Origin of the sequence: Bradyrhizobium sp. Mp19 (genome assembly GCF_029952935.1) — a bacterium.
GTDB classification, from domain to species: Bacteria; Pseudomonadota; Alphaproteobacteria; order Rhizobiales; family Xanthobacteraceae; genus Bradyrhizobium; species Bradyrhizobium elkanii.
The window spans coordinates 418436-437525 of the sequence record NZ_JASAUT010000002.1; the positions used below are offsets into that span (position 1 = coordinate 418436).

Consider the following 19090-nt stretch of genomic DNA (forward strand, 5'->3'; position numbering starts at 1 on the left):
CATTGACGCTTCCAGCATTAGAATGCGCCGCCATGGCACTTCAGAACGGACAAAATTTCCGCAATTACGAGACCCTGGCCGGCGTCGCGGCGTTCGTTCACGCCGCCGAGCAAGGCGGATTTGCCGCCGCGGGCCGGATTCTCGGCCTCTCCGGCTCCGCCGTCGGCAAGGCCGTCGGCCGTCTCGAAGCGCGGCTTGGCGTGCGCCTGCTCAACCGCACCACGCGCAAGGTGACGCTGACCGGCCCCGGCGCCGAATTCTTCCGGCGCGCCCGCAACATCCTGGCCGAGCTCGACGAGGCCGAACAGGTGCTCGCAGAGCAAGGGGGCGCGCCGCGCGGACGGCTCAAGGTCTCGTTGCCGCACAACATCGGCCAGTTGCTGGTCCCGCGGCTCGCCGAATTCGCGCGGCGCTTTCCCGACGTCGCGCTCGATGTCCAACTCGAGGACCGCCTCGTCGACATGGTCGGTGAAGCCATCGATGTCGCCCTACGAACCGGCGAGCTTACCGATTCGTCGCTGATCGCGAGCCGGATCGGACCGCAGCATTTCGTGATCTGCGGCACGCCGGATTATTTCCGGCGGATGCCGCAGCCCGAGACGCCGAACGATCTGGCGGTCCATCGCGGTGTCAGCTTCCGCGTACCGACGACGGGCCAGATCTACCCGTGGAGCTTCTGCGGCGAGTTCGCCGGCGCAATGGCGACGGACTCCGTGACCTTCAACAACTCCGATGGCGTGCTCGCAGCGATCCGCTCAGGCATCGGGATCGGACAACTGCCGGTGATCCTTGCGCGTTCCTGTATCGCGCGCGGCGATCTGGTTGCCGTGCTGACCGACTACATGGTGTCGCGCGGCAGCGTGTGGATCGCCTGGCCGAGCAACCGGTACCGGTCGCTGGCGCAGCGCGCCTTCGTCGACTTCATCAGGCAGCAATTGCCCGATACGGTGTTCGAGCCGATCGGCAAGCCATGACCGCGATCGCGCCGGCCAATTGACGCCGCGACGATATCTGAGTGCTGGTGCTGGCGCGCGCCTGACCGGCTCGTCAGCGTACAGCAAGAGGCATGCGGCAAGTTGTCCGCGCCGGCGGTCGCCGGCCGGTCAACCTCATGTTTCCCGATCGCATTAATCGGATGTTGTCCGGCTCGCGCATAATGAAGCACCTCGGGACACGGGGCGGCTTCGCAGGGTTACCCGATCGTGAATTCGATCCGCAAAATCGGCAACACCGAGTACTTCGCAATCCAGGCCGCCGGTCAGGATGACTGGATCATGCGTCCTGCCCTCGGCAAGCGACCCGCGCGGAATGCCGGGCTGCTGCCGGACGGCATCGCCTGGTTCTTCAACACCGACGCGGGATTCGTCTTCTATGATCTCGCGCGTCGCCAGTTCGTCGATCGGCTGCAAACGCCATGGGCACGCGGACACGACGGAAAGGACGCGCGCGACGACTATCTGAGCTACGGATTTCTCCAGAGCAAGGATGGCCGGCTCGTCTATCTCCTGCTTTATCACGCCGCGCGCGCGACTGACCTGCATGTCATCGACCTCGAGCGCAGGGCGATCGTCCGCTCGGTTCAGGGCATGCCGAGCGGCAACTCGCTGTGCCCGCCGGTTCTGGACCAGGATGGCCGAATCCTGGTTTCGGCGTTCCGGCACGACAACGGAATCGTTGCACTGCTGCTGCGCATCGATCCGCAGACGGGCCATCACGAGGTGTCGAACTGCGAGGGATCGCGGGCGAGGTCGTTTCTGATCCGCTCGAGCCCGTGCGGGCGCTATTGGCTGCGCGGCGACAATTCCCGGCTTCCCATGATCACCGAGGAGAGCTCGCTCGTCTCCCGGTTGCTGGGCAGAGACACCACGGCGCAGCGGGAGTATTTCAGCTTTGCCGTCGAGATCTGGCAGGCCTTTCCGCTGCGGCGGCTGCACTCCGTCGCGCCGATGTGGATGCAGGCCGAAGGGTTGCCCGACACGACCCAGTTCGACCTCGACAGGCGGAAGCAGGGATTGCCGCCACGACGCGGCGAGATCTACCGCAAAGTGTCGCAGTTGCTCGATCGCGAGGCCACGCTGACGACCAACGAGATCAACGCGAAGTCGCATCCCGATCTGTGGCCGGATCCGAACGGCCACTACGCCAATGTCAGCAGCAATCTCCGCGACTTCGAACTCTCCGAGCGCGACGTGATCGGCTGGCAAGGCGATAGCCAGGCTTTCTGGTTGAAGCGGCATGAGTTCGTCGCCTGCGTCGGTGTGGACGGGACGGTTTCGCCCAAGATCATGCTGGAGCGGTTCGGGATGGACGACCGTCCTTGGCTGGCGCGCGCCCGCGCCTGGTCGAAGGCGACGCCCCTGCCCGACCGGCGTCTCGATATGCGGTTCGCGGAGGGGATGGTGACGGTCTCCGGCGCGCCGGGCGATCCCGTACACCGCGTCCGGGTCGTGCCCGTAACGGAGGATCATTTCAGGCCCGCTCCACCCGAGTCGCAAGAAGAGGACAAGGATGCCGCGCTGGCCAAGAAGGCCGAGACGCTCGCCAAGCGGTTCAGCACCTACACCGTCGATCTCGCCTCGATGAGCGAGCCCGACTGTATCGCGGCCATCGATGCGCTGACGGCGCAGATCGGTCCCGATATCAACGAGCGGCCGCACGACAACCACCTGCAGGCGGTGTTCCGTTGCGACGGCAAGCGGCTCAACGAGAAGAAGTTCTTCACCCATGTCGCCAGGCATTGCCCCGGCGCCGCGCCTGCGATCCGAAGGCTGATCGATACGGTGTGCGCACACATCGGACCGCACACCAACGCCTGGTACGACCCTTACGGAGACGAGATTCCGACCGTACTGTTCGGCTACGCCGCGTGGTGTCTCGCGCGTCTCGACAAGTCGAGCAACGAGGTTCTGCTGCGCTACTACGGGCTGGTCGATACCGATCACGAGAACTTCTTCTTCGAGAAGATCGTTCCGTTGATGCTGGAGAACGCTGGCAGCGCGAGCGCTCGCCTGGAGCTCGCGGAAGGGTTCTATTTCGGCGATCTCGGCAATGCCATCGACCACTCGGTGCTTTGGCGCATGGCGAAGATGGCCGAGCACGCGGCGAGCCTGATGACGGCGCAGCAGTATGCCGCGCGATTGCTGGCGCGTGCAGCCGCGACGTCCGCCGCCCGATCAAAGTCGGAGTTCGGATATTATTGTTTCGACAATCTCGCGCGGTTCCTGACGGATCCTTCGCAATGGGAAACAGAGCTGCTGCAAGAACTCCGGCAAGCGGCGAGCGATCTCGCGCCCCAGTAGCGCCGCTGATGATCGCGATCATCGCGTCATTCCAATCGCAACAGTGCGCAGGATGACCGCGCGTGCCCGCCGGCCTTCCGGCCAAGGCGGTCAAAACGCTGGCCGACGAGACCATCCGCCCGATCGCCGGCTTCCTGTAAGAGCCGCCGCTGCCGCGGTAGATAAAAATATCGCGCCGGCATGTCACATTCGCCGTTCCTCGTTCGTCATGATGTCGTCAACCAAACCAGGGAAACCGACCCATGACTGTCAGACTTGATCCGCTCGCCGCCGCCCCCAAGATCATGAAGATCTGGTTCGACGCGTCGGTCGCGATCACCTCCACCCTCGAGCCGAAGCTCGCCGAGCTCGTGAAGATCCGCGCCTCGGAGATCAACGGCTGCGCCAATTGCATCAATTTGCACACGACGTTCGCCCGCGATGAGGGTGAGACCGAGCAGCGCATCTACCTGCTGTCGGCCTGGCGCGAAGCGCCCTGCTACACCGACCGCGAGCGCGCAGCGCTCGGCTGGACCGAAGCCCTGACGCGGATCTGCGAGCAGCACACCCATGTCGCGGCCTACGAGACGCTGAAGACGCATTTCACGCCGGAGGAGCAGGTCAAGGTGACCTTGCTGATCAACATCATCAACGGCTGGAACCGGATCGCGGTCGGCTTTGGCGGCTTCGTCGATCCGCAAGTGATCAAGGCCAAAATGGCCGCGGCGTGACCGCAGAAACGACACGAGACGACGCAGCGGCGACTTCGTTCCGCTGCGTCCCAGGCTAATGCGCGTCGCCCATCGCAGCACTTAGGCGCTAAGGCTTCATCCGGTCCGGATCGTCGGCCAATTGACGTGGCGACGATATCTGACTAAAGTCAGATATATGCTCGACCCCGTTTCCCGCGTCCGCCGCTTCAACCGTGCCGTGACCTCCGCGGTCGGCGCGCTCGACACCTCGTTCCTCGGGCGCGGCCGGCCGCTCGGCGCGGCGCGCGTGCTGAACGCGATCGGGCATGGCCGCGCCGATGTCGGCGAGATCAGGGACTATCTCGGCCTCGATTCCGGCCTGATGAGCCGCCTGCTGCGCAGCCTCGAGGACGAGGAACTGATCGAGACCACGGCGCATGGCGACGATGCGCGCCGCCGCATCGCACGGCTGACGGCGGCGGGTAAGCGCGAGTTCAGCGCCTATGAGGCGATCTCCAACCGGCAGGCCAAGGACTTTCTCGCCCACCACAGCCAACGCGAGGCGCTGCTGGCGGCGATGGACCTGATCGCCTCGGCGCTCGGCCGCGACGGCACCGCCCTCGATGAGATGGATCCGCGCAGCGACGAGGCGCGCTACTGCCTCGGCGAATATTACGCCGAGCTCGCGCGGCGCTTCGAGACGGGCTTTGACGTCAGGCTGTCGCGCGACCCCGAGGCCAAGGACATGGTGCGCCCGCGCGGCAGCTTCATCGTGGCGATGTCGGACGGGCTGCCGATCGGCTGCGTCGGGCTGAAGGGCAGCAGCGGCGAGTTCGCGGAGATCAAGCGGCTCTGGGTCGCACCTGGCGCGCGCGGCCTCGGCCTTGGCCGCCGCCTGATGGATGCAGCCGAGCAGGCCGCACGCGAGCTCGGCATCGCGGTGTTGCGGCTCGACACCAACAGCGCGCTGCCGGAAGCCGGCCAGCTCTATCGCAGGACGGGCTGGACCGAGATCCCGCGCTTCAATGACGACCCCTACCCCGATCTGTTCTTCGAAAAGCATCTCTGAACGGCGCGCCGCACGCGGTGCCCGGCATCAGCATGTTGTCCGGCGCGATGCGCTGGCCTAAGACACGGGCATGACCATTCGCCCCATCGTGCGCTATCCCGATCCGCGCCTTGCGCTGCCGGCCGAGCCGGTGACCATGTTCGACGAGGCGCTGCGCGAACTGGCGCAGGATCTGCTCGAGACCATGCATGCGGCGCCGGGCATCGGCATCACCGCGCCGCATATCGGCGTGTCCCTGCGCGTCGTGGTGCTCGAGCTCGATACCCGCGAGGGGCCGCGGACCTATGTCAATCCGGAGATCATCCGGACCTCGCCCGAGATGATCCAGCACAAGGAGGGCAGCGTCTCGATGCCCGGGGTCAATGACGAGGTCGAGCGCCACGCCCGCGTCCGCATCCGCTATCAGGATCTCGACGGCAACATGCAGACCGAAGAGTCCGACGGCCTGCGCGCGGTGTGCCATCAGCACGAGATCGATCAACTCGACGGCGTGTTCTGGATCAGGCGGTTGTCCCGCATCAAGCGGGAACGGCTGATCAAGCGATACGACAAAATCTCGCGGACGTGATCGTAGCCCGCATGAGCAAAGCGACATGCGGGACAAACCGCGATCAGCAGACGGAAAAGCCCCGGATATCGCTGCGCTCATCCGGGCTACGCGTCTTGCGCGAACGAACCAACCTGCCTTCGTCCTACCCTCCCGCCATCAGATCCTTGGCCAGCGCCATGTAGGCCGGCAGCGTCACGGGATCGTTCGCGGCATTCCCGGCGGCCGGGTGCGAGGCGTAGCGCGCGATCACCATCTCGGCCTTCGGATCGATATAGAGGCCCTGGCCATAAACGCCGCGCGCCATGAAGGCGCCATGCGCATTGTGCGTCACCCACCATTGATTGCGGTAGGACGCCCCTGGCAGCGTGGTGTAGCCGGCAGGCTTGAATTTCTCAGGATCGCCGCCGCGCGCGATATCCTCGACCACTTGAGACGGTACGATCTGGCGGCCGTTGAAGCGGCCGTGGTTGCGGATCGTCTCGCCGAACCGGGCGAGATCGCGCAGCGTCGTCGACAATCCGCCGCCGCCGCTTTCGGTACCGATGCGGTCGACATGATAATGCGCATCCTCCTCGGCGCCCATCGGGGCCCAGATCCGCTCGGAGAGCAGGTCCGACAGCGTCATGCCGCTGGCACGGCGGCAGATCCAGGCCAGCACGTCGGTGTTGACGGTCTTGTAGGCGAATGCCTTACCGTGCTCGCCCTGCTTCTGCTGCGCGCAGAGGAAATCGAAGATATTGGTCGCGCCCTCATAGCCCGGCTCGATCGGCGCCATGCCGTTGGCGCGTCGCAGCCCCCACACGTCGGAATTCTTGTCGGTATAGACCTCGGTGTATTTGAGGCCGGTGGTCATATCCATCGCCTCGTGCACGCGGGCATCGCCGAACGCGCTTGCCTTCAGCTCCGGCACGTAGTCGGTGATCGGCGCCTGCGGATCGATCTTGCCCTCGGCGATCAGGATGCCGGCGAGCGTGCCGGTGAACGATTTGGTCACCGACATCGCGATGTGCGGCTTGTGCGGCTTCAACGCGCCGAAATAGCGCTCGTAGATCAGCTTGCCCCGGTGCAGCACGGCGATGCCGTCGGCATAGGTCTCCTCGAGCATGCGCGCGAAGGTCATCGGGCGGCCGTCCATCGTCACCGATGCCGACGCGCCGATATCATGGTCTTCGCGCGGCAGCACCGACGCCGGTCCCGCCCCACGCCAGACATTCACGGTCGGCACCAGCTGGCGGATGTTGCTCCAGGCCCAGCGCAATTCGGGGAAGCTGCGGAACGAGCCGTTCTGGAAGGTGATGGTCCTGTCCTGCGGCGGCGGAAAGCCCTGCATCCAGCCAAGCGTTTGCGGATCGGATTCGGCGGCGGTGAGATTTTGCTGTTGATTGGCGGCGGCGGCTGCGACGGACATCAGGGCTGGCTCCAGAGCTGCGAATGCGAATTTCGTATCACGCGACAGCACCAGGCACATCCCGCGTTTGCGCCGGGGTGACCGTCGCGGCGAGCGCACGCCGCAACGCGAATGGCCGCGCGCCGCAGATACCAGCTCGATCGGACACCTGACTATCGAGCCCGGGCCAGATCATTCCGGCACGCGGATTACCCCGCCGCCGCGCGCTCGATCGCGGCGATGTCGATGTTCTTCATCGTCATCATCGCCTCCATCGCGCGCTTGCCGGCGGCGCGGTCGGCGCTGTTGACGAGCTCGAGCAGCCGCCGCGGCGTGATCTGCCAGGCAAAACCCCAGCGATCCCGGCACCAGCCGCACGGCAATTCCTTGCCGCCGTTGGAAGTGATCGCATTCCAGTAGCGGTCGGTCTCCTCCTGGCTGTCGGTGAGCACCATGAAACTGACCGCCTCGTTCGGCGTGTAGTTGGAGCCTCCGTTCAGCCCCACGAAGCGCCGGCCGAGCACGGTGAACTCGACCGTCAGCTCCTCGCCCTGCCCGATGCCCGGTATCGGCGATGGATGGCCCGCGCCGACATGGCTGTCGGGAAACGTCGCGGCATAAAACTCCGCCGCTTCGCGCGCCCGGCCCTGATCGAACCAGAGGCATGTGACGAGATCGGTCATGGCAGTCTCCTTGCAGGGATGATCGAGCGGGATGGAGCGGTCATAATGCGTGATTATGGTCCTGGTTCGACGCGGCGCAGGTTATCGTTCCACAACGTGTTTCGCCATCGCGGATCATGTTTCGCCACTTCGGCCCACGCGCATGATCAGGAGCGGCACGATGACGATCACTCCCGCCATCAGCATCACTCCGGATAGATCCGAGAGATTCAGCATCCGGGCACCAAGAATGGCTCCGACGCCGATCGCCGAATTGATGACGGCCGAGTGGATCGCGGCCGCGGACATTGCCATGGAACCGGCCGCACGCAAGATCCAGGTCTGAAGGCCCGCGAACAGCGCCGCGACGGCGGCGCCCCAGACGACGAGCAAGGTAACGGCCGTGCCGGTCCCCAGTTGCGGGCCAAACCATCCAAGCCCGACGAGCGCGCCCGCGAGGGCAAGCAGTCCCCACGTGATGACGGATGTCATGAAGCGATCGATCAGAACACCGGTCAGGATGTTGCCGACAAATCCTGCTCCGCCAAAACCGAACAGCATCACGCCGATCATGAAGGACGGCACATCCGCGATCTCGCCGAGGAAAGGTTCGATGAAGGTGTAGGCTGCGAAATTCGCCGCCGCCATGAACGCCGTTACGGCATAGATTCTGCGCAGGTCCTGTCGGCGAACCACCGCTGCCAGCGCTTGCCATCCTGCCGGCGATCCGGCCCGGAGCCGCGGAAGAACCCCGACCATCAGGACGGACGTGCACAATCCGACGCCGCCGATCACGCCGAATGCCGCGCGCCATCCGCTGTTCTGTCCGATGAGGTTGACCAGCGGCACGCCGATGACGGTTGCCATCGAGATTCCGCCGAACACGATCGCTGTCGCAACACCCATGCGATGAGACGGCGCAATCTGCGTTGCGATCGCGGCCGCCATCGCCCAGAAGAAGCCGTGAACGACGGCACCGACCGCCCGCGCCAGCAACAACCCCGCGAAACTGTCGGAAAGCATCGCCGCAAGATTGCTCGCGGACAGCACCAGCATCAGAGCAACGAGCAGCGGCTTGCGGGGAAAACGTTGCAGCAGAACCGCGGACAACAGGCCACTGGCAGCGCCGATCCAGGCATAGAGCGTGACCGTGAGCCCGACGGCGGCCTGGTCTCGACCAAGATCGAGGGCGATCTGGGACAACAGCCCGACCGGCGCGAACTCGGTCGTGACCATCGTGAACGAAGCAACGCCGAGCACGATGATGGCGAGCCAGACGCGGAGCCCGGGACAGGAACCGTCAGTCGTCATGCGGGTGACCGGTGTGCACGGGCCGCCTGATCTCCCTGATGACGCGCCGATAGTCCTGACGGCGCGTTTCATCCATGAACGCAGCCTTGAGGCTGTTGTCGGCCAGGCTCAATTGTTCCTCGGCAGTCAGGCCCAACGCCGCTGCCGCGCGGACGAAGTTCTCGTTGACGTGACCTCCGAAATACGCCGGGTCGTCGGAGTTGACCGTGACGCAGAGGCCGGCGTGGAGCAGCCGGCGCAGATTGTGACGTTGGAGATCGGGGAAGATCCGCAGCGCCACATTCGACAGCGGGCATACCGTGAGCGGCGTCCCCTCGTCGGCAAGGCGCCGCATCAGTGCCGGATCGGCCTCGCATTGAACGCCGTGATCGATGCGGTCGACGCCCAGCCTGTCGATCGCTTCGGTCACATAATCCGGCGGCCCTTCCTCACCGGCATGCGCGGTCGTCTTCCAGCCGAGCGCGCGGGCGCGGGCGAAGACCTCGTCGAAGGGCCCGGGCGGGTAGCCTTTTTCCGGTCCACCGAGTCCGAGGGCCAGCACGCCGTCGCGCCAGCGGCGCGCCGCCTCGATCGCGGCGAAAGCCTCTTCAACAGGCTTATGCCGGCGAACGCACAGGATCATGCCTCCGGTGATATCGCGTCGCGCGTCTGCATAAGCGGCGCTGATGCCGTCCATGACAGCATCGAACGGCACGCCGCGCTCGGTATGGTCGGCCGGGGTGACGTAGATTTCCGCATGAACGACATTGTCTTCCCGCGCGCGGGTCAGGTACGCGCGCGTCAGCTCATAGAAGTCGCGCTCCGTCCGAAGCACGGTCAGGCCGGCCCAGTAGATTTCCAGAAATGACTGGAGATCGGAGAAGCGATACGCAGAGAGGACGTCGGTCATCGAGCGGTACGGAATCGCCACATCGTTCCGGCGGGCAAAATCGAGCAGCATGCCCGGCTCCAGCGTTCCCTCGACATGCACGTGAAGCTCGGCCTTCGGAACGGCCTTGATGTCAAACAACGGAACGGAATTCATTGAACGCGATCTCTGGCCTCGGGCGTGTTCCGCTTCAGAGCTTTTTCCCGCGCATCCAAACGCATGCGCGTGCCAAAGCTCATCTGCCGTACGAGCCCGACCTAGCAGCCTTTGTCGAAAGGTCGCCACGCATAAAATATGCGAGTGTTATCCGGCTGAGGCAGCCTCCCCGTGCATCAGGCAATGGTGGTGACCAGCCGTGCGGGGGCACCGTCGGCGAGCATGAGGCGCTCCCACAGCATGCGCCCCGGAAGGATCACGAGGTCCGCATCAGAGTTCGGACCCGTATTGACCTCGAGCGAGCTGAGCTGCCTGTCATACCAGCCGAGATCATTGAGCGCGGTGTCAGCCGCGAGGATTTCCGGAGAGGCATAGACACGTAGCGATTTGCCCAGGAATTCGGACAAGCCGGTTCGCCATTCGGCCTGCCTGGGCGCCGATGCGGCAAGCAGCCGATGCGTCAGGTCGCAAACCAGATGGACCTTGCGCGTCGAGGATTCGACGAGACGCTTCAGGGCGGCATCCTGGGCCGGCTCGAACGGACCCATGAGCAATCGGCGCGCCGAGATCCACTGGCTTTCGGACAGATCGAGAATGCCGCGCTCCCAGCGCGACACGGTCGCCTGATCCACACCCATCAATTCAGCGAGGTGGCTTTGCTTCATCTGACGAAGCAATCGCATTCTTCGCAACCCGCGGCCTTGATCACCCATCATTCACCCGACTTTGTTCTGCAACTCTTGGCGCGGGTCAGCGAGGACATGCTCCGCGGACACCGCTACCAGGAACGGCTGCGGCGTACACTCCGCAGCCGCTCGCCTGGCGCTGGTCGAACCACAGGCATGTCACGGCCCCGGTCACGGCAGTCTTTCTTTTTTTGCATAGGGTGGTTGGCGAAACCGCACACCGCCATCACGATGAAGATTCCTGTCCGGTCCGGCCGCGCAATGCGGTGGCCGCAACCATTCCGCAAGCACGCCGTCGTCCCTGCGAAAGCAGGGACCCATACGCCGCGGCCGGGGTTGGGAACAGGACTCGTCGTTCTGGCATCGCTCAACAATGACCATCGGTGGTTATGGGTCCCTGCTTTCGCAGGGACGACACTGAGTGCGTTACGCGAGTCGCTGATTTGCCCGTCGCAGGCAGCGCGAGAGGAATTGAATTGCGTCGGGGAAACTCGACTGCGTGACACGCATGCGCGAGCCTGTAGCCCGGATGGAGCGCAGCGAAATCCGGGGTTCTCGCCTTTGGCAGGACCGGTCCCGGATTTCGCTGCGCTCCATCCGGGCTACGCTTGGCCAAAAGATTCCGGAATCGGCTGTCGGGGCGCGCGCCGTCCGCTCGTCCTCGGGACGCAAGGACATGGAGAGAGAAACGATGACGCCCATCATTACCGCCTTCGAACGGTCGCCCGATGGCGGCAAGGGACTGGCGCGCGATACCCGCGTTCGCTGGGCGCTCGAGGAAGTCGGCCAGCCCTACGAGGTTCGCCTGGTTTCGTTCCAGGCGATGAAGGAGCCCGCGCATCTGGCGCTGCATCCCTTCGGCCAGATTCCGACCTATGAGGAAGGTGATCTCGCGCTGTTCGAGACAGGCTCGATCGTGCTGCGTATCGCCGAACGTCATGCCGGCCTGCTGCCGGGCGATGCCAATGCCCGCGCCCGCGCAATCACCTGGATGTTTGCCGCGGTCAACACGGTGGAACCGCCGATCCTCGAACTCATGACCGCCAGGATTCTGGAGAGCGACAAGCCCTGGACCAAAGAGCGCCTGCCTCTGGTCATGGATCGCATCCGCGAGCGGCTGAAACAACTCTCCCCCCGCCTCGGCGACGCCGACTGGCTCGACGGCGCATTCAGTGCGGGCGACCTGATGATGGTGTCGGTGCTGCTCAGGCTGAGAGCATCGGGCATTCTCGACGAATATCCGAGTCTGTCCGCCTATGTCGCCCGCGGCGAAGCCCGGCCGGCTTACCGCCGGGCTTTCGAGGCTCAGCTGGCGGTCAACACGAGTAAACCACCGACCGGCTGACGTTGGCGACATCAGGGACAGGCCCTCGCGCAGATCGCAAAGCCGCCGGACATCGCTGCGCCTGTTCGGGCCAGGTTTGCTAGTCGAACGGATCGTGTTCTGGCAGCGGTTCGGTCAGCTCGAATCCTGGATGAAGCTGCGAAATAATCTCCAGTGCGGTGCGGCCGGGTCCGATCCCCGCAGGGTGCACGCCCGACGCATCGAAATACTGGTTGCTCAGCACCGCGACACCGCATTGCAATTCCGGCACGACGATCACGATCGCTTCGAATCCGCCCCTGCTCGTCGCGCCGTTCTTTGTGAAAACGGTATGGCCCTGGGTGTCCGTGGTGATCTGCCAGGCGAGGCCCATGGTGACGCTGGTCTTCTCCCCGCAAACGGGGAATGTCCCCTGGTTCTGCTGCGTGAGCGCGATTTGCGACCCGAGCGGCCCGTTCGGGGCCGCGATCTGCGCCGCGAGAAACCTGATCATATCGTCGCCGGTGGTTTTCAGATCAAAGGCTGTGCCGCCGGTCGGCGTGTTGCGGTCGAAAACGATCTGGTATGGCGGCTCAGAACTCTTGCTCCAATGCCCGATACATCCCTGCGCGATCTTCCATGACGAATTGACGACGGCTCCCGTTTGCTTCATGCCGAGCGGACCGGTGACGTATTCGGCCAGGATCTCGTTGTAGTTATGGCCCTTGTCTTTCGCAAACATCTGCGTGACCGCAAAGCCCAGGGTCACGAAGCCGATGTTGGAATACTGCCAGCAGCCCTGCGGCGGCGTATCATATTGATTCCACCAGTTGATGAGTTCACTGGAGGGCGGCTCGTCCGCAAACAGCTGCTCGCTGTAGCCGGTCAAGCCGTCCCCCGGCTGCTCCGGCATGCCGGAGGTATGGGTGGCGAATTGCACGAGCTGGATGGCGTCCAACACCGGCGTTCCCACCGCGTTCGCGCTGAAGAGGTTCAGATAAGGGCCGATGGTGTCGTCAAGAGAAGGCCCACCCGCCTTGACCGCCACCGCCAGCAATGTGCTGGTGAACACCTTGGTCACCGATCCGATCTCGAACACCGTGTCGGTCGTGACACTGAATGGCGCGGGCGAAGAGCCGGCCACGCCTGACAGTCCCTTGGGATAGACGTAGCCCTTGGTGCCGAACGACTTTTCGTCATAGACCGCGATGCAGCAGCCAGGGGCATTGCTGATGCCCAGATATTTTTTGGCCGCCTGCTGAATGATCTGTGCCGGACTTGTCGTCGCGTCGATCATCTGGTCGCTCATTTCGCCCTCCTGCCGATGAAGATGCACGATGTTCACCTTTGGTTGCATCATCTCATACAACTCCGTTCAGCGCGAGTGAAATCGCCGTGACTGTTTGTTTCAAGTTGGGGCGGTGGAACGTTCGTGCGGAAAGCAGCGTCATCAGGCACGGGCTTGCGCCGGCGTCACGGCAGTCGCGAAAAGTCTGGCTGAAATCGCAGGGCGGGTTAGCGACACGCAACCCGCCACCTCGCGCGTGGCTTCAAGATGTGATGGATCACGCTTCGCCAGTCCAGCTGCGCGCTCGGGTGGATTATGCTTGCTGCCAGAGCATCGGAAATGACATGGTCGATTTCACACCGCTGATGCAGGCGGAGCGCAGGACTTATTCGTGAGCACCAATCAGGCGATCAAACTTGCGGTGATCGGACGCGGCCTGATCGGGTCGGCGGCTGCGCGGCATCTGAGCAAGATGGGCCACGATGTTGCGCTGATCGGGCCCGATGAGCCGGCGGATTTTTCGCGCCATGGCGGCGTGTTCGGCAGCCACTATGACGAGGGCCGCATCACGCGGAGTTACGATCCGGGGCCGTTCTGGCGGCAAGCGAACCGCGCTGCGATTTCGCGCTACGGCGAGATTTCAGCGGAGAGCGGCGTGGAGTTCTATAGGGAAGCCGGTGCGCTTCACATTGGCCACAGCGAAACCACCGATGTTGCTTCGATCGGCAGGATCTGTGCCGAAGACGGGATCCGGTGTGAAGCCTATCATGATGCGGAGCTCGCGGAACGCTTTCCGTTTCTGAAATCGACAGCGGGAATGCAGGGTTACTTCGAGCCGCGCAACGCCGGATACATCAGCCCGCGTCGCCTGGTCCGCGCGCAGACGATCGCGGCGGAGCGCGCCGGCGCCCGGATCATCGACGAACCCGCGCTGGGGATTTCGGAAAGCGGCTCCGGCGTCACGATCCGGACGCGATCGGGCAGCGTCGAGGCCGAGCGCGTTCTGGTTGCGGCGGGCGGGCACACCCAATCGCTGCTCGGCCGCTCGCTGGGCTTCACGGTCTATGGGCGGACCGCGGCGCTGTTCCGACTTGGTGCGGCGGAGGTTCAACGCCTGGCCGGAATGCCGTCGATGCGTTGTCTCGGGCCCAAGGGCGACAATCCCTACATCCTGCCGCCGATCCCCTATCCGGACGGCCAGACCTGGCTGAAGCTCGGCGGCGATCCGGTCGATCTTCCGCTCGACAGCGAGGCCGATATCAAGGACTGGTTCCGCTCGGGCGGATCGATTGAAGTCGCCGATCGGCTTCAAGGACAGATCCTTGACCGCATTCGCGACCTCGCTTTCGAGGAACGTCGCGTCATGCCGTGCATGACCACCTTCGGCGACAGCGGACTGCCCTGCATCGGACCGCTTTCGGAGCGCGTCACGGTCGCCTTCTGCTGCTACGGCAAGAGCGCAAAATGTTCGGACGAACTCGGCCGGCTCGGCGGCATGGCGCTGCTCGGCGAGGTCCGAGCAGAGCTCGCGCCATGACGGAGTTTTGTGCGGCGTTTGCGTCCGAAAGTTCCTAGGCACGCAGGACGGGTTCGCCGGCGGGTAGCCCGCATGAGCGCAGCGATATGCGGGACGCCACGACACGCCCGGATATCGCTTCGCTCATCCGGGCTACGCTTGCTGAACCCGTCGGAGTGCCAACGCGGACGTAACGCCCCCTCACGATCATCACGCGAAGACGTGATGGATTACGCTTTGTTCATCCGGCCTGTCGGTGATGGCCCGCATCGCGCGACACAACGGCGAGGATCGCATTGCTCACGCAGCGTTGAGCCGGCGTGAGTGATGATTGCATTTAAGTCCGCCGTTGCTGCGCACAAATATCTGACGAGGCCAGACTCCTTGGCCCCATAAACAAAACGGAGAAACTCCATGACGAACGTCAAACTCCTGTCGGCTTCCTTGATCGCGGTTGCCATGATCGCGTCGCCGGCAATGGCGCGTGAGACCCACGCCGTGTCCCGCCACGCCGCGGAGGCGAGCGCCGCCGCGCCCACCGAGCCCGTCTATGTCGACGGTCGCGCCTGCATTCCGGCGCCGCGCGTCGGCTCATTCGCCACTGCGCCCTGGACCGGCAACAACGTCCCCTGCGAGCCCGGTCCATATTGATCGCTCCGCGCGCATCGATCGGTCGGGCTGCCCCCTCGCCGCTTGACCGGCGCGATGCGCCATCGCGACATCCAGCGAAACAGGGAGTAGCCCGCATGAGCGCAGCGATATGCGGGATACCGCGCGACTAGCGGATAGCAATGCCCCGGATATCGCTTCGCTCATCCGGGCTACGCTTGCTCGATCGTTCTCATTGCGCCCAATGAGTTGATTTGTCGCTGCAGAACGTTTCTTCGTCTTGACTCCCGCCGCGCGTCAGTCGCGCGATGCGGACAGTCCGGCGAGAAGCGGCGCGTACGCGGCGAGCCTGCGGGATACGAACTCGGTGAAGAGCCGCACGCGCTTCGTCTTGCGTGTCTCCCCCTGTGTGAGAAGCCAGAGCGTCCCGTACATGTGCAGGTCGGTGCCCGGCACCCTCATCAGCAGGGGGTCGGCATCTCCGACGAAGCACGGCAGCGTCGTCATCCCGAGCCCCTGCCGCACCGCGACGATCTGCGCCTCGGCATCTGTGGCCCTGAACGGAAACTCGGCGGCGCGAACCTCGCCCTCGTGGGCCCAGTCCGGGATTCCGTGAATGCTGATGACGATCCACCTGACGGGATCAGGCGCGCCCGCACGCCACGCGGCCAGTCGATCGCGGGATATGTAGATGCCTCCGAACAGCTCCGGTCCCTTCAGGCCGTGAAGATTGAGCGGCAGGGTTTTGCGGTCGTAGACGACACGGATCGCGACGTCGGCCTCCCGGTTGGTGAGATTTGCCAGCTCGCCGGACGACAAGATTTCCATCTCGATGTCCGGATGCAGACGCGCGAAATCGGCGAAGTCCGGCATGAGCAGGTGTGTCGCGAGGGGCGGTGCCAGGGTCACCCGCAGACGCCCGCGCACGCCCTGGTCGCGGCCGAAAACGCGCGTCTCCAGCTGGTGCGACGACGCTTCCATCTGTTCCGCGAGCTCGAGGACCTCCTCCCCCGCAGCCGTCAGGCGGTAGCCCGAAGGCGGCTTCTCGAACATCTGCGCTCCGAGCCGTTCCTCCAGCTGGGCGACGCGTCGCAGCACGGTCGAGTGGTTCACCCCGAGGCGCTCGGCGGCAGCCCGCACCGAGCCTCCGCGCGCGACGGCAAGAAAGTAGCGAACGTCATCCCAGTCGATCATGGTGCAATCCGGCACCGCTGGGGTGCGCCTTCCAAAGCCCGTGTCCAATACGTCGGACAGCATCTCGTGTGTGGGTAGCACGGGCGATCATCATAGCCCAAGCCGAATAGCCATGCGGACAAGCGCAGCCCAATTCCGAACGGCGGACACTGATCGTCGCGGCTGACGTCAGTCGTCCAGCCGGATCGATTTCGCACCACCGATGTGCACGCTTCCGCACTCAACGCCTGACGCCGGCGGAGCTACGTCGAGGTTCTCGGGGGCCATCTCGCAAATGGGACCAGAGACGCTGTCCGACACGACGAAAGGAGAAGTCATGGGAAAGCTTGAGGGTAAGGTTGCAGTCGTCACGGGTGGATCGAGCGGCATGGCGCTGGCGAGCGCCCGGCGGTTCGTTGAAGAAGGCGCCTATGTTTTCATCACCGGCCGAAGGCAGGAGGTGCTCGACGAGGCCGTCAAGCTGATCGGCCGGAACGTAACCGGCGTGCGCGGCGACGCGGCCAATCTCGACGACCTCGACCGCCTGTTCGATACGGTCAAGCGGGAAAAGGGCAAGATCGATGTCCTGTACGCAAGCGCCGGTATCGGCGAAGCCATCCCGCTCGGCGAGATTACCGAGCGGCATTTCGATGCGACCTTCGGCCTGAATACGCGCGGCACGCTGTTTACGGTTCAGAAGGCGTTGCCGCTGTTCAGCGATGGCGGCTCGATCTTCATGACCGGGTCGGTTGCGTCGGTGAAAGGCTTTCCCGGTTACGGCGTATATGCGGCGAGCAAGGCGGCGTTGCGCTCATTCGCACGCACGTGGCTCAACGAACTGAAGGGCAGGAATATCCGGGTCAACGTGCTGAGCCCGGGGCCGATCGCCACTCCGATGCAGGACCAGGTTCTCACCGAGGAGGCGAAGCGGATGTTCGAATCCCTGATCCCGCGCGGAAAGATGGGTCGTCCCGAGGAAATTGCGGCGGCCGCGCTGTTTCTTGCTTCCGACGATTCGAGCTTCGTGAACGGGGTGGAGTTGTCTGTCGACGGCGGCTTCTCGGCGATCTGAGAAGGCCGGGGAATAATATCAACACGGATCGGAGAAGTATCATGAGCTATGCGATTGTAGGATTCGGTAAGGTGGGCCAGGCCCTCGCCCACGCCTTCGCCCGTAAAAACATCGAGGTGACCGTCGCGAGCCGCCGGCCGCCCGAGGCGTTGACGCCGCAGGCTCGGGCGATTGGACCCGCGGTCGTCGCCAAGTCGCTGCGGGAAGCACTCGAGGCCGACACAATCATCCTGGCGGTCCCGTTCGGGGAGCATCGCGAGGTTGCGAAGGCCCTGCCGAGCTGGAAAGGCAAGACGGTGATCGACGCGATGAACGCGTTTCCAGTCCCTGAAGAGCTGGACGGCCTCCCGTCCTCCGCCTTCGTCGCGAAGGCGTTCACCGGCGCCAAGCTCGTCAAAGGGTTCAATCACCTGGTTGCGGCCAAGCTGGCTGCCGATCCGATCGTCGAGGGCGGCCACCGGGTGGTCTTTCTGTCTGGTGACGACGAGGACGCGACCGCCCCCGTGGCAGCCCTGGCGAAGCAACTCGGGTTCGCACCCGTCAAGCTGGGAAAGCTCAACGAGGGTGGCGCGCTGGTGCACGCACGCGGCCGCACTTGGGGCCCGCTCATCTTCCAGGATTTGTTCAAGAAGGAACCGTAACGGATTTGCGACCCGTAGCCCGCATGAGCGGAGCGACATGCGGGACAAGATGCGGAGCGCCGATCGGAAAACCCCGGATGTCGCTGCGCTCATCCGGGCTACGCTTGCTATCTTGCCGATCCGCCCTCGCGTAAGTCTCGCGAGAGCGGTGTTCGCAAACGACGATCTCGATCAAGATGCCTCGATCGGCTCGGACATGGCTATCCGGTTCTTCACGCTGGGACGCTCCTGCATCCGTGCATACCATGCCAAAAGAGCCTCGCACTCCACCGGCACCGGCACCTTCACCAGCCCCGCGAAGATCAAGCCGCCTATGAGGGTGATATCGGCCATCGTGAATGCGTCGCCAGCAACGAACGGCTGTCCTTTCAGAATGCCGTCAAAGTAGTGCATCCCCCTGAGGGCCTTGTCGCGCTGGCGGAATCCCCATTCGGGGTTCTGATAGATCTCGACATGAGGCCCAAGACCCGGCGTGGCGTGGTGGAAATAGACGCTGATGGCATCGAGCAGTTCCAGTTCGGCGCGCTTGCTCATCATGTGGATCACGCCCTTTTCGCGCGGCGTCCTGCCGGTCAGCGTCGGCGCGCCATCGAGCGCGTCAAGGTACTCGGTGATGGCCGTGCACTCACCAATGAAGGTCCCGTCGTCGAGTTCGAGCACCGGCAGGGTGCCGGAGTAGTTCTTGGCGATGAATTCGGGCTTCTTGTGCTCGCCCTTGTAGAGATCGACCAATACGAACTCCACTTGCGACCGCAGGTTCTTCTCGGCCAGGGCGATGCGAACGCGGGCCGGATATGGGCCAGTCGGCCAATCGTAAATCTTCATCATG

18 protein-coding genes are annotated in these 19090 nt (G+C 64.2%); 10 read left to right on the forward strand and 8 right to left on the reverse strand.

Features of this window, described 5'->3' with window-relative positions; translation table 11 throughout:
- Window positions 1-32: 32 nt before the first annotated feature.
- The 5 genes from QJT82_RS04820 (at window position 33) to QJT82_RS04840 (ending at window position 5607) form a co-directional block, all read left to right on the forward strand.
- Complete coding sequence (locus QJT82_RS04820) at window positions 33-974, forward strand: LysR family transcriptional regulator (RefSeq protein ID WP_051448180.1); 942 nt, start codon at window positions 33-35, stop codon at window positions 972-974.
- A gap of 228 nt (window positions 975-1202) precedes the next feature.
- A complete protein-coding gene (locus QJT82_RS04825; RefSeq protein ID WP_028344712.1) occupies window positions 1203-3299 on the forward strand; it encodes a hypothetical protein in 2097 nt (698 codons plus the stop codon).
- 242 nt (window positions 3300-3541) lie between these two features.
- Entirely contained in the window at window positions 3542-4009 is a 468-nt protein-coding gene (locus QJT82_RS04830; RefSeq protein ID WP_028344711.1) for a carboxymuconolactone decarboxylase family protein, read from the forward strand.
- Between the two features lie 157 nt (window positions 4010-4166).
- A complete protein-coding gene (locus tag QJT82_RS04835; protein ID WP_028344710.1) occupies window positions 4167-5039 on the forward strand; it encodes a helix-turn-helix domain-containing GNAT family N-acetyltransferase in 873 nt (290 codons plus the stop codon).
- Between the two features lie 70 nt (window positions 5040-5109).
- Window positions 5110-5607, forward strand: a complete 498-nt coding sequence (locus tag QJT82_RS04840; RefSeq protein ID WP_028344709.1) for a peptide deformylase — start codon at window positions 5110-5112, stop codon at window positions 5605-5607.
- Between the two features lie 124 nt (window positions 5608-5731).
- Here QJT82_RS04840 and QJT82_RS04845 read toward each other — a convergent pair whose 3' ends face one another.
- The 5 genes from QJT82_RS04845 to QJT82_RS04865 all read right to left on the reverse strand — a co-directional run bounded on the left by QJT82_RS04845 (window position 5732) and on the right by QJT82_RS04865 (window position 10686).
- Window positions 5732-6997: a serine hydrolase gene (locus QJT82_RS04845; RefSeq protein WP_028344708.1), complete on the reverse strand. Its 1266-nt coding sequence runs from the start codon at window positions 6995-6997 to the stop codon at window positions 5732-5734.
- Window positions 6998-7185: 188 nt separating this feature from the next.
- Entirely contained in the window at window positions 7186-7659 is a 474-nt protein-coding gene (locus tag QJT82_RS04850; RefSeq protein WP_028344707.1) for a VOC family protein, read from the reverse strand.
- A gap of 114 nt (window positions 7660-7773) precedes the next feature.
- On the reverse strand, window positions 7774-8949 hold the full coding sequence (locus QJT82_RS04855; protein ID WP_028344706.1) for an MFS transporter: 1176 nt from the start codon (window positions 8947-8949) through the stop codon (window positions 7774-7776).
- Window positions 8939-9958, reverse strand: a complete 1020-nt coding sequence (locus QJT82_RS04860) for an adenosine deaminase (RefSeq protein WP_264641825.1) — start codon at window positions 9956-9958, stop codon at window positions 8939-8941. Before QJT82_RS04860 ends, QJT82_RS04855 begins: the two co-directional genes overlap by 11 nt.
- A gap of 191 nt (window positions 9959-10149) precedes the next feature.
- Window positions 10150-10686, reverse strand: coding sequence for a helix-turn-helix transcriptional regulator (locus QJT82_RS04865; RefSeq protein WP_028344704.1), 537 nt, complete (start codon window positions 10684-10686; stop codon window positions 10150-10152).
- Between the two features lie 664 nt (window positions 10687-11350).
- Between QJT82_RS04865 and QJT82_RS04870 the strand changes: the two genes are divergently transcribed.
- Window positions 11351-12004 (forward strand): glutathione S-transferase family protein, encoded by a 654-nt coding sequence (locus QJT82_RS04870; protein WP_028344703.1) that lies wholly within the window; start codon window positions 11351-11353, stop codon window positions 12002-12004.
- Window positions 12005-12083: 79 nt separating this feature from the next.
- Here QJT82_RS04870 and QJT82_RS04875 read toward each other — a convergent pair whose 3' ends face one another.
- On the reverse strand, window positions 12084-13271 hold the full coding sequence (locus QJT82_RS04875; RefSeq protein WP_196238254.1) for a serine hydrolase domain-containing protein: 1188 nt from the start codon (window positions 13269-13271) through the stop codon (window positions 12084-12086).
- Between the two features lie 370 nt (window positions 13272-13641).
- On the opposite strand from QJT82_RS04875, the gene QJT82_RS04880 reads away from it, so the two are divergent.
- On the forward strand, window positions 13642-14787 hold the full coding sequence (locus tag QJT82_RS04880; protein WP_035633991.1) for an FAD-dependent oxidoreductase: 1146 nt from the start codon (window positions 13642-13644) through the stop codon (window positions 14785-14787).
- Window positions 14788-15180: 393 nt separating this feature from the next.
- Window positions 15181-15417: a hypothetical protein gene (locus tag QJT82_RS04885; protein ID WP_028344700.1), complete on the forward strand. Its 237-nt coding sequence runs from the start codon at window positions 15181-15183 to the stop codon at window positions 15415-15417.
- A gap of 255 nt (window positions 15418-15672) precedes the next feature.
- Here the strand turns inward: QJT82_RS04885 and QJT82_RS04890 are convergent, their stop codons facing one another.
- A complete protein-coding gene (locus QJT82_RS04890) occupies window positions 15673-16569 on the reverse strand; it encodes a LysR family transcriptional regulator (RefSeq protein WP_028344699.1) in 897 nt (298 codons plus the stop codon).
- Window positions 16570-16885: 316 nt separating this feature from the next.
- Between QJT82_RS04890 and QJT82_RS04895 the strand changes: the two genes are divergently transcribed.
- On the forward strand, window positions 16886-17620 hold the full coding sequence (locus tag QJT82_RS04895) for an SDR family oxidoreductase (protein ID WP_028344698.1): 735 nt from the start codon (window positions 16886-16888) through the stop codon (window positions 17618-17620).
- Window positions 17621-17661: 41 nt separating this feature from the next.
- Complete coding sequence (locus QJT82_RS04900; protein WP_028344697.1) at window positions 17662-18261, forward strand: NADPH-dependent F420 reductase; 600 nt, start codon at window positions 17662-17664, stop codon at window positions 18259-18261.
- A 171-nt stretch (window positions 18262-18432) separates the two neighbouring features.
- On the opposite strand, the gene QJT82_RS04905 is transcribed toward QJT82_RS04900, so the two are convergent.
- Window positions 18433-19086: a glutathione S-transferase gene (locus QJT82_RS04905; RefSeq protein WP_028344696.1), complete on the reverse strand. Its 654-nt coding sequence runs from the start codon at window positions 19084-19086 to the stop codon at window positions 18433-18435.
- Between the last annotated feature and the right edge of the window lie 4 nt (window positions 19087-19090).